Annotated in this window: 12 protein-coding genes and 1 pseudogene; 12 read left to right on the forward strand and 1 reads right to left on the reverse strand. The window is 28.3% G+C overall.

Going from position 1 to position 11822, the window contains the following annotated elements; translation table 11 throughout:
* From ACRC28_RS14500 to ACRC28_RS14510, 3 genes are all read left to right on the forward strand, one after another.
* The coding region (locus tag ACRC28_RS14500) for a DUF5915 domain-containing protein (protein WP_438544160.1) at positions 1 to 1725 on the forward strand (1725 nt) is incomplete at its 5' end.
* Positions 1726 to 1969: 244 nt separating this feature from the next.
* Positions 1970 to 2968, forward strand: a complete 999-nt coding sequence (locus ACRC28_RS14505) for a LacI family DNA-binding transcriptional regulator (protein WP_438544161.1) — start codon at positions 1970 to 1972, stop codon at positions 2966 to 2968.
* A gap of 114 nt (positions 2969 to 3082) precedes the next feature.
* A complete protein-coding gene (locus ACRC28_RS14510) occupies positions 3083 to 4465 on the forward strand; it encodes an MATE family efflux transporter (protein ID WP_438544162.1) in 1383 nt (460 codons plus the stop codon).
* 265 nt (positions 4466 to 4730) lie between these two features.
* On the opposite strand, the gene ACRC28_RS14515 is transcribed toward ACRC28_RS14510, so the two are convergent.
* Positions 4731 to 5495, reverse strand: coding sequence for an acyl-[acyl-carrier-protein] thioesterase (locus ACRC28_RS14515; protein ID WP_438544163.1), 765 nt, complete (start codon positions 5493 to 5495; stop codon positions 4731 to 4733).
* A 154-nt stretch (positions 5496 to 5649) separates the two neighbouring features.
* Here ACRC28_RS14515 and ACRC28_RS14520 point away from each other — a divergent pair, with 154 nt between their 5' ends.
* From ACRC28_RS14520 to ACRC28_RS14560, 9 genes and pseudogenes are all read left to right on the forward strand, one after another.
* Positions 5650 to 5955: a hypothetical protein gene (locus ACRC28_RS14520; protein ID WP_438544164.1), complete on the forward strand. Its 306-nt coding sequence runs from the start codon at positions 5650 to 5652 to the stop codon at positions 5953 to 5955.
* A gap of 167 nt (positions 5956 to 6122) precedes the next feature.
* Positions 6123 to 6668 carry a class I SAM-dependent methyltransferase gene (locus tag ACRC28_RS14525; RefSeq protein ID WP_438544165.1) on the forward strand — a complete coding sequence of 182 codons (546 nt, stop codon included), beginning with the start codon at positions 6123 to 6125 and terminating at the stop codon, positions 6666 to 6668.
* A 196-nt stretch (positions 6669 to 6864) separates the two neighbouring features.
* Positions 6865 to 7227 carry a GntR family transcriptional regulator gene (locus ACRC28_RS14530; RefSeq protein WP_438544166.1) on the forward strand — a complete coding sequence of 121 codons (363 nt, stop codon included), beginning with the start codon at positions 6865 to 6867 and terminating at the stop codon, positions 7225 to 7227.
* Positions 7228 to 7230: 3 nt separating this feature from the next.
* Entirely contained in the window at positions 7231 to 7929 is a 699-nt protein-coding gene (locus ACRC28_RS14535; RefSeq protein ID WP_438544167.1) for an ABC transporter ATP-binding protein, read from the forward strand.
* Positions 7930 to 7936: 7 nt separating this feature from the next.
* The gene (locus tag ACRC28_RS14540) at positions 7937 to 8638 is read left to right on the forward strand and encodes a hypothetical protein (protein WP_438544168.1); all 702 of its coding nucleotides are present in this window, start codon (positions 7937 to 7939) and stop codon (positions 8636 to 8638) included.
* 11 nt (positions 8639 to 8649) lie between these two features.
* A complete protein-coding gene (locus tag ACRC28_RS14545) occupies positions 8650 to 9561 on the forward strand; it encodes a hypothetical protein (protein ID WP_438544169.1) in 912 nt (303 codons plus the stop codon).
* Between the two features lie 11 nt (positions 9562 to 9572).
* Positions 9573 to 10493: a TraB/GumN family protein gene (locus ACRC28_RS14550; protein ID WP_438544170.1), complete on the forward strand. Its 921-nt coding sequence runs from the start codon at positions 9573 to 9575 to the stop codon at positions 10491 to 10493.
* Between the two features lie 182 nt (positions 10494 to 10675).
* Positions 10676 to 11359, forward strand: coding sequence for an NAD(P)/FAD-dependent oxidoreductase (locus tag ACRC28_RS14555; RefSeq protein WP_438544171.1), 684 nt, complete (start codon positions 10676 to 10678; stop codon positions 11357 to 11359).
* Between the two features lie 91 nt (positions 11360 to 11450).
* A pseudogene (locus tag ACRC28_RS14560) lies at positions 11451 to 11822 on the forward strand (AAA family ATPase); the annotation flags it as partial.

Raw genomic sequence — 11822 nt, forward strand, 5'->3', positions numbered from 1 at the left:
TGTGGTCACAGAGAATGTATAGGAAGTATTGAAGAGCTTAAAGCTAAAGGTCAAAATGTACCAGATGATATAGAACTTCATAAACCTTTCATAGATAAAGTACATTTAAACTGTGAAAAATGTGGAAAAGAAATGACTAGAACTCATGAAGTTATTGACTGTTGGTTTGATTCAGGTTCAATGCCATTTGCACAACTTCACTATCCATTTGAAAATAAAGAATTATTTGATGAAAACTTCCCAGCACAATTTATATCAGAAGCTGTTGACCAAACAAGAGGATGGTTCTATACATTACTTGCAATTTCAACTGCAATATTTGATAGAAACCCATTTGAAAACTGTATAGTTTTAGGGCACGTGCTTGATAAAAAAGGATTAAAAATGAGTAAATCAAAAGGTAACGTTGTTGACCCATTTGATGTTTTAGATACTCAAGGTGCAGATGCTACAAGATGGCATTTCTACACTGCAAGTGCTCCATGGCTTCCAACAAGATTCTCAATTGATGATGTTGCAGAAGCAGGAAGAAAATTCTTAGGAACTTTATGGAACGTATATTCATTCTATGTTTTATATGCAGATTTAGATAAATTCAATCCAAATGATTATGCTGATTTCGTATCAGAAAATGTAATGGATAAATGGATTTTATCAAAATTAAATACATTAATAAAAACAGTAGAAGATGGATTAGATAACTACTCAATTACAAATTCAGCATTAGCTATAGAAGAGTTTACTGATGAATTATCAAACTGGTATGTAAGAAGAAACAGATCAAGATTCTGGTCATCAGAATTAACTGATGATAAGATTGGAGCTTATGTAACATTAAATAAAGTTCTTGTAACTTTATCAAAGGTTGCAGCACCATTTGTTCCATTCATAACAGAAGAAATTTATCAAAACTTAGTAGTTAATATGGATAAGAATGCAACTGAAAGTATTCACATATGTCCATGGCCACAAGCTAATGAAAAAGAAATTGATAAAGATTTAGAAAAGCAAATGGATTTAGCTTATACAATAGTTAAATTAGGAAGAAGTGCTAGAAATGGAGCTAATGTTAAAAACAGACAGCCACTTTCTAAGATACTAGTATCTACAACTTCTCTACCAGAATACTATGGAGATATAATTGCTAACGAATTAAACATCAAAGAAATAGAGTTTGGTGCAGACCTTTCTAAATATGTTAATTTTGAAATTAAGCCTAACTTACCTGTACTTGGAAGAGCATACGGAAAGTTAATTCCAGGAATAAGAAAAGAAATCGCTTCTAGAAATCAAATGGAATTAGCACAAAAAATTCAAAATGGTGAAGTTGAAGTTATAAACGTTGATGGAACTTCTATTGAATTAAATGCTCAAAGCTTACTTGTAACAATGCAAGGACTTGAAGGATTTGCATTTGCAGGTGAAGGAGATACAGGAGTTGTTCTTGACACTCACATAACTGAAGAGTTAAAAGAAGAAGGTCATGTAAGAGAAATGATTTCAAAAATCCAAAACATGAGAAAAGAAAAAGGATTTGAAGTTGCAGATAATATTGAATTATTTGTTGCAGAAAATGATATGTTATTAAATGTAGTTAAGAAGTTCCAAGACACAATCATGAAAGAAACTTTAACTAAAAAAGTTATTTATGGAGAAGAATCTGAATATACAGAAGTAACTATAAATGGTGAAACATTAAAAATGAATGTTAAAGTTGTAAAATAGATATGTTTTAGAGGTCTTAAATGTAAGACCTCTAATTTTTTTTGTAAAAAGGCTATGATTTACAAAAATTTCAATATATAATAAAATTAAGATAATGTTTTCATAAAAATACAACATAAATTAAAAATAAATGTAATTTATTATAAAAAAACTATTAAATAGATAAAGTTTAAGTTTAAAGCTTGAATTAAAGGTTTATGATAAGTATAATTAATAAATTAATAAGTAAATGGGAGGAATGAATATGGCTACATCTATAAAAGACGTTGCAAGAGAAGCAGGAGTTTCAATCGCGACAGTATCAAGAGTATTAAATGATATTGACGTTGTAAACGAAGATACAAAAAAGAAAGTACTAGATGCTATAAAAAAATTAGGGTATAGACCTAATATAGTTGCAAGAAGTTTAAAAACACAAAGAACAAAAACAATAGGAATTCTTATACCAGATATATCAAGTCAGTTTTATCCTGAGATTGTAAGAGGAGCAGAAGATGTTTCAAATATCTATGATTATAATATAATACTTGGAAACTCAGATTTTGATATTGAAAAAGAAAAGGAATACTTAAGAGTTTTAAAAGAAAAAATGGTTGATGGTGTTATTTATATGAGTAGTTCACTTCAAGATGAAATACTTGATTTAATAAATGAATTAGACATAACAACTATTTTAGTTGAAACAGAAGATAAAGAAAAAAAATTACCAAGTGTAACTATAGACAATGTTATGGCTGGTTACGAAGGAACTAAATACTTACTAGATAAGAGATTTAAAAACATAGCTTTCGTTGGAGCAGAAAAAGATGAAAGAAATGCATGGAATGATAGATACATAGGATATGAAAAAGCTTTAAAAGAAGCAGGAATAGATATTGATGAAGACTTAATTTACTTAGCTAATTTAAAGTCAAAATCAGGAATAACAGCAGCAGAAAAGTTCATTCAATCAGGAAAGAAATTAGATGCAGTTGTATGTGCAACTGATGAACTTGCAATGGGTGTTATAAATGGACTTAGAGATAGTGGTATATCAGTACCAGAAGAAGTAAGTGTATTAGGATTTAATAACAACTATGTTGGAGAAATGTTCTATCCTAAATTAACTACTGTAGCACAACCAAGCTATGATATGGGATCAGTTGCAATGAGAATGCTTATAAAGCTTCTAAACAAGCAAGAGCTTGATGAAGCAAACTTTGTATTACCATATAGCATAATCGAAAGAAATAGTGTTAAATAAGATATGTTAGGACTACTAAAAATTTAGTAGTCCTTTTTTTATGTTCAAAAATTAGAAAAAATATTAATAATTTGTTAAAATAAAAGGATAGGTTAAAAAAGGGGGATGAAAAGAATGGAAGAGAATCGATTAGGAAAAGAAAGCGTAAAAAAACTTTTACTTAGTTTTTCTATTCCTGCTATTGTAGGAATGCTTGTAAATACTTTATATAATATAATTGATAGGATGTATATTGGTAATATTCCTGATATAGGGAAGCTTGCAATAACAGGTGTTGGAATAACAATGCCAATTATGACAATTATTTTGGCATTTGGTATGTTAGTTGGGGTAGGAACAGCGGCAAGAATATCCTTATTTTTAGGAAAGCATGATAATAAGACGGCTGAAAAACATTTAGGGAATGCATTTGTATTAATAATAATATTCAGTGTAATACTTACGGTTGGTGGATTAATATTTATGGATCCTATATTAAAGGCATTTGGTGCAGGGGTAGAAACTGAAATTTATGCTAAACAATATATGCAAATTATATTTATAGGAACTATTGTAAATATGATGAGCTTTGGATTAAATCACTCAATAAGAAGTGATGGAAGTCCTAAAATAGCAATGATGTCAATGCTTATAGGAGCAATTATAAATATTATATTAGATCCTATATTAATTTTTGGATTGAATTTAGGTGTTAGAGGAGCTGCTATTGCAACTGTAATGTCTCAAATAGTAACCACAGTGTGGATATTATATTATTTTGTAGGTAAAAAGAGTAATATAAAGTTAAAAAGACAAAACTTTAAATTAGAGAGAAAAGTAGTTTTAAGTATATTTTCCATTGGAATAAGTCCTTGTAGTATGCAACTTGCAGCTTGCATTGTACAAGTTATAGCAAACAACTCATTAAAGCATTATGGTGGGGATTTAGCAATTGGTGCTATGACTATTGTACAGAGTATAGGGATGATTTTCTTGATGCCTATATTTGGTCTTAATCAAGGTTCACAGCCAATAATAGGATATAATTATGGTGCTAAAAAATATAAGAGAGTTAAAGAAACTGTTTTTTATGGAGTTGTTGCGGCGACTGTAATTGTTACATTAGGCTGGATGGTAGTTCAGTTTGCACCAGAGTTTTTAATAAAAATATTTAATAATGATAAGGAACTTTTAGAAATATCTAAAAATGGAATAAGAATATATTTAGCGGTAATACCAGTTATAGGATTCCAAATTATTAGTTCAAATTACTTCCAATCAGTAGGAAAAGCTAAGATATCTATGTTCTTAAGTCTTTTAAGACAAGTTATATTGTTAATTCCATTGATGATTATATTACCACAGTATATAGGACTAAATGGAATATGGCTTGCAGGTGCTATAAGTGACGGATTATCTGCAATAATAACAGGATTACTTTTCTATAAGTCAATGAGAGAACTAAAGTCTACTGCTAAAAATGATGTAGTAGAAGAAGTTGTAGAAGCTAGTTGTTAGAAGCTTTTTTCGCTATTTGTGTAATATGCAAAAACCACCTTTAAAATTTCTTTTGAAGTTAATAATATATTTTTCATGTTCGTTTCCTCCTAAGCTTTGTTAATCTATGATTTAATTTTAAGCTAAAAGAGGAAAAGAACATATTGATTAAGGTTTCAATAACCTTACAAAATTGAAATGTTTAATATAGCATTTCAATTTTTTTTTGTGAAAAATAAAAGATAGAATTAAATTTAAGAATTTTTAAATTTAATTCTATCTTTTTTTAGAAGAGTGTTTTATCTGTGGTTTTAGTCCAAGTGATTTCTAACTTAGTAAGAAGTTTTTCTTCTGATATTGAATGAAGTGTAGTTATAGTATTTTCAGATGTATTTATAACTTCACTAGAAACATTAACAGTATGACCATGACTAGTTTCTTTTTTAAATAAAACTTTAATGTTAGATATATCGTAGTTATTTATAATATCTGATGGTAATGTATTTACTGCCATTTCCATATATCTTACATTGTTAACATGGTTGTTAGAATCTGTATCACTGTAAGTCATAAGGAATTCATTTGAAAAATTAATATTTTCAACTTCTTTTAAATCATCTAAAACAGGTGGATTTTCTAATTCTTCTTTTAACCCATATACAGCTAATTGTTCAGGTGTTATTTTCATAGGTCTTCTTCTTTTGAAGTCAATTAAAATTGCAATTGAATTAGCTTCACCTAAAAGTTCACCTGAAGAAGATTTTATTGTATAGTGTCTATATCCATAGAATTTTTTAGTTCCAATAACTTCTGTTGAAACTGAAACAACATCATTAAATTTAGGATATTTATAAATATTTATATCATACTTAAGTAACACCCATACTGATGAATTATCCATAACAAAACCTTCAGTTGTTTCACCTAAAGCATCAGACTGTGTTATAACAACATCCCATAGATAGTTAGCTAATGTTGAAAATTTGCAGTAATGCCTTGAATCAACATCATAGATATTAATTTTATAGTCTTTAAAAAATGGTTTACTCATTTATTTTCTCCTTTGTTATATATAGTTACTTTAAATATTATATCAAAAAAATATACTGATTAGGCTATTAATAGAAAAGTGTGGCAAATTAAAGGTTTATTTTTAATCTTTAATCTTGTATCATCAATATATAGGATACTTAAAGGAGGAAAAAATGATGAAAGTAGAAGATATAAATAAATTAGAAGAGTTAAACAATAAATTTAGAGATGCTTTAGTGGATTTAAGAGAATTTTTATTTTCAAATGGTGAAACAGTACATTCTGAAAAAGCAAAGGAATTTAAAGCTTTAATGGATGGTTGTGTGAGAGAAGGTAAAATAATATTGAGAGATAATGGAATAAAAACAAAAGAAGAGCTTAAAGAAGTGTATACTAAGTTTTTAATTCCTGATTTTTCAAATGAATTATTTGATTGTAACGTGTATATTCCAGAAGATGAAATAGATTGTGGATTATAAAAGAAAGCTATAAGCAAAAATGTGCTTATAGCATTTTTTTTCAATAGAAAAATGATACATTAAAGAAATATTAAGAAAAATTAAGAAAAATTAAGAAAATAATAAGTTTAAAAATTGAGTTTATATGAGATAATAGAGACATAATATGGAAAAGGGGTTAATAAAATATGAAATTTGTTAAAGAATTTTTTAAGATGCCAGGAACAGTGGGGGCTGTGGCACCTAGTAGTAAATACTTAGCAGAAAAAATGGTAGAAACAATTGATTTTGAAAATTGCAAATGTTTGGTGGAATATGGTCCAGGAACTGGTGTATTCACAGAGAAGCTTATAGCTAGAAAAAAGGAGGACACGCTTCTTTTAATATTTGAAGTAAATAAAGAATTCTATGATAAGATAGTAAATCTTTATGGACACAAAGAAAATGTAAAAATAATAAATGATGGAGCTGAGAATATAAGAAAATATTTAGAAATGTATAACGTTGAAGAAGTTTCTTATATAGTATCAGGACTGCCATTTACAATTTTACCAAAAGAAGTTTCAACAAAGATTTTAGAAGAGACAGAAGACTTATTAAGTGATAGTGGAAGATTTATAACATTCCAATATTCATTAGTTAAAATAGATTTATTTAAAAAGTATTTTAAAAATATACAAACAAGAAAAACAATGAGAAATATACCACCAGCGTATGTTTTAGAGTGTAAATAATAGAAATCAGTAGGATATTTTGTCTTACTGATTTTTTTTTATTTTGGAAAAAAGAGAGAATTAGTAAAAATAAGGAAATAAAAGAAAAGTAGAGATAATTAGATATAAAATAGAAAAATAAGGAAATTTAAACTTGTAACAAAATTGTGAATGAGTGTATTATATAAGTAGTACAGTAATACAAGGGGGTGAAGTAGTGATAGAGTTCAACACTAATGAGCCAATATATATTCAAATAAAGAAGTTCTTAGAGAAGAAAATTGTTTCAGAGGAATATGACGAAGATTATAAATTGTTATCAGTAAGAGAGCTTGCAACAGAGCTTAAAGTTAATCCAAATACAATACAAAGAGTGTATGCAGAACTTGAGGGGGAAAGTCTTATTTATACAAAGAGGGGTATAGGGAAGTTTGTAACAAATGATAAAGAAGTTATAAGTAAAGTTAGAGTGGATATGTCTAAAGAGATTATAAAAAAGTTTGTTAAAGATACGAAGGAATTAGGGTTTACAAGGGAAGAAATTATTAAAGCATATAATGATTTTTATGAGGAGATATAAAAAATGGAGAATATATTAGAGGTTATAAATATTGAGAAAAGCTTTGGAAGAAAGAAAGTTTTAAAGGGAATTTCATTTAACTTAGAAAGAGGAACTATTTTGGGAATTTTAGGACCGAATGGAAATGGAAAAACAACTCTTTTAAATATAATAGGTGGACTTTTAAAAGCTGATTCAGGAGAAGTTTTAGTTAATGGGATAAATGTATCTGAAGAAACAAAAAAGATAGTGTCTTATTTAAGGGAAAGTAATCAGTTTTATGATTGGATGAAGATTGAAGATACAATTAGATTTTATAAAGATTTTTTTGAAGACTTTGATGAAGAGAGAACTAGAAAGCTTTTAAAGTTTATGAATATAGAGGGTAATGAAAAGCTTAGAAGTTTATCAAAAGGTATGCTTGAAAAAGTTTCTTTAAGCCTTGTTTTTGGAAGAAGGGCTAAATTATATATTTTGGATGAACCAATTTCAGGGGTAGATATCTTATCTCGTGATGAAATTGTAAATGCAATAATTGAAAATATGATAGAGGGTGCATCTATGATAATCACTACGCATTATGTTGGGGAGCTTGAAAGACTTTTAGATAAAGTTTTATTTATAAAAGATGGGAAAGTTGTAGAAAGTGATTATGCAGATAATATAAGAGAAAAGTATGGAACATCTATAGAAGGTTCTTACAAAGAAATATTTAAGGGGTAAAAAGGGTATGAAAAATATAATAAATATATTAAAACATGGGTTTAAGAAAAATAGAATTATGGGAGGAGTAGTATTTTTTATTTATCTATTACTATTAGCGGTAGCTACAAGTTTAGTTGGAAATGGAATAGTTTTATTTTTAAACTTCTTCTTCGTAATGATAGCCTTGATAATTATACCAATAGTATCATTCTTTAAATTCACAAGAAGGTTATCAAAAGAAAATGCCTTATTATTTTCAACACCAATAAAAAGTCATGAATATATAATAGCAAAGGTGATTGAATATGCATTAGTTGCAGTACCGATAGTTATAATATTCTTTTCACAAGTTTTATTAGTAAATATAGCATATGAAGATTTTCTATCCTTAGTTTATTTTGTTGAATTTGTATTGGTAGCAGTAGGTGTAATGTATATCTTAGGGGTAGCAACTTATATGGAAATGATATGTATATTTATAGGAGTAAAGAGATATACAAGAGGATATGGATTAAGCATTTTAGTAACTATAGGGGCAATTATTGGGATAGAGATAGTTAGTGAAATAGTAAATGGTGTTATCCATAAAATTCTACCACATTATTATTATGTAGAAATTATTGGAATTAGAGTTGGGATAGTAGATATAATAATTGGCTTAATAGTGACTATAGGACTTTATATTATAGGTAAAAAATCATTAGAAAAGGGAATTGATTTTAATTAGAGGTGAAATATATGGTAAAAAAATTAGGGGTAATATTGGGAGTTACTATGATACTAGGCTTAACAGGGTGTAGTGTTAAATTTGGAAAGATGGATTATAGTGAAAGAAATTATGATGTAGCTGTTAGTGAAATAGGAACAAAAAAAGAGCAGGGGAAAGAAATAGCTTTTTCAATGAATGAAGAAAAAGGGAATGTAGATAAAATAAATATAAAAATGAAGAGTGGAATAGTTACATTTAATGAAAGTAAAACGGATAAGATTGTAGTAAACGTAATGGGAGAGAAGAAATTTTTAGAGACAAAGTTTGAAAATAAGGTATTAGAGATAAATGATACATGGAATATTGTAGGAGTAGAATGGGGTCATATTACAAACTTAGTTAATGACAATTTAGGAACTGTTATAAATATAGAGTTACCTAAAGGCTTTAATAAAGATATTGATATTAAAATGGGAATAGGTGTAGTTATTTTAGATAAAGTACAAATTAATGAAGGAAATATTAGTATTGGCGTTGGAGGAATATTAAATAAAGAATTAATTGAAATAAATAAATTAGATGCAAGTGTTAAGGTTGGAGCGATAGATTTATTTATAGCCAATGGAAAAGATATAAAGACAAATCAAGAGACAGGAAGTACAAGAATTATATTAGAAAATGCTAGTGGTGAAATAGAGGTAGAAAATAAAATTGGGGAAATTGTAATAGGGTATTTAAATGGAATGCCTAAGTGTAGTGGAAGCATAAAGCTAGGTGAAAAGATAATAAATGAGAATGATGGAGACAAAGGAAAGATAAAATCTAGCTTGAATATAGGTCAAAATACTATAAGAAAAATAAATAAAGAGAAAATTGAAGAAAGAAAAAGGGAATATTTGTACGATGTAGAAATAGAAAATATAATAGAGAATATTTCTTAGGGGGAACAAATATGAAAAGGGTAAAAAGGGTAGTGAGCATTGCAATGAGTACAGTATTTGTACTTGGTGCATTTATTGGATGTGGTGCTGAAAAAAAGGAAGAGGTTAAAGAACAAAAAGCCATAGCAAAAGGGTATCAATGGGAGGCTACAAAGGATGGAAAAAGCATTTATTTAATAGGAACAATGCATCCTATTGATACAAAATATGATTATTTTTCTGAAGGTGTAAACGAAATAATTAAAAAGACTGATGTGTTATCAGTTGAGATTAATCCAACAGAAAAGGAATTAATGGCATCTGCAATGGATATGCTTCAACCACAGGGGAAAAGTATAGAATCAGAGCTAGATATAGTAAAGGTTCAAAAGTTGTATATGTTATGCAAGGATGCAGGAATAGATTATGATCAAGTAAAAATGTTTAAAGCATTTGGTGTGAACCAGCTTATAAGTGAAGCTATTTATAAAAAAGCAGATTTATCAATGGAAACTTTTGATGATAAATTAATAGAAAAGTATAAGGCGGATGGTAAAAAAGTAACACAAGTAGAAACTTTAGAATTTCAAACAGAATTATTAAATAAAATAATGGGAATAGAGGCATTGATTGAAACTTTAGACACATATGTGGAAGGTACCTTTGAAGATATGGTTAAAGAAGATGTTGATTATGCCAAAGGTCTTATGGAAGCTTACAAAAATGGTGAAGAAAAAACTATGAATGAAGCTATAGAAATGCAGAAAGAAGATAAAGAAGTATATAAAGCACTTATAGTAGATAGAAACAAAGGAATGGTAGAAAAAATAGAAGGTTATATGAAGGAAAAAGAAAGTTATGTTGTGGCTGTAGGTGCACTTCATTACTTTGGAGATGATAGCATAATAAAAATGTTAGAAGATAAAGGGTATGAGATAAAGAAGATATCTTAAGAGTGAAAAGAATTACTTTGAAGAAGGTAATTCTTTTTTTAGTTAAGAGGGAAAAGTTAAGAGGGAAGAGTTGTATATTGTAACTTTAGTTACAATGTATTTTAAGTAGTGATGGTATAATAAAAGGATAAAATGAGGAAATTATAATTAAAATAGATGATAAATGGAAAGGAAAGATAGAGATGGAGACAGGTTTAGGTGCACCAAATATGGTGAGTGGAACTCATCATGGGAATTTACAGAAGGTTCGTGATGGAAGGAGAACTTTTGGAATAACTCCACATATTCCAGGAGGGTTTGTTAAGATTGAAGATTTAGAGAAGATAACGAATGTAGCTAAAAAGTATGATGGTGTTATAAAGATAACATCAGGACAAAGGCTTTTAATTACAAATTTAAAAGGTGAGGACTTACCAGAGATTTGGAAAGAGCTTGGAATGGAACCTGCAGTAAAAGGTCAGAATACTGTGAAAAATGTAGAAATGTGTCCAGCAGGTTTTTGTAAAAGGTCAAAATACAATACTATTGGTATAGGAATGAGACTTTCTAAGAAATATCAATGGATGCCTATGCCTTGTAGAACTAAAATTGGAGTTGCAGGTTGTAGAAATGCTTGTGGAAGTGTTTATGCAAAGGATGTTGGAATAATAGCGGATAAAACTGGATTAATGGTAGTTGCAGGAGGTTCGGCAGGATATAATCCAAGAGTTGCAGATATCATAATTAAGGATATAAGCGAAGAAGAGGCATTGAAAGTCGTAGATAATATAATGGCATATTATAGTGAAAATGCAGAAGCAGGAGAAAAGCTTGGCTTTTTTATTGAAAGAATCGGATTAGAAAAGTTTAAAGAAGAAGTAATTTAAAAAAATAATATTGAATTTTAAAAATGATATTTGTATAAAGAACCCCTAGTAGGCTAAAATAAAAGATAAGATACTTATAGGGAGTGAATAAATGGGATATATAGAATTTTTTGATGAAGTACAAATAAAAAAAAGCTTTAATACAACTGGAATTTGTAATGAAAAGAAGCATTATATGGTTAATATAAATTCTAAGTTAAAGCAAATTGTAAAATTAGTACAAGAAGAAAAATATTTTGTTATAAATAAACCAAGACAGTATGGAAAAACAACAACTTTAAATAAATTAGATAAAATATTAAGGAGCAGATATATTGTTATAAAAATGAATTTTGAAGGTATGGAATCAGAATTTGAAAAAGAAGAACGCTTCTGCATACGATTAATTGAAGCTTTTGAAGTAGAGCTTAAAGTGGAACTTGAAAAGGTAGATTCCATTTATTTATTATCAAAATTAATTCAA

This window comes from Clostridium sp., from assembly GCF_051650885.1.
Classification (GTDB): domain Bacteria; phylum Bacillota; class Clostridia; order Clostridiales; family Clostridiaceae; genus Clostridium.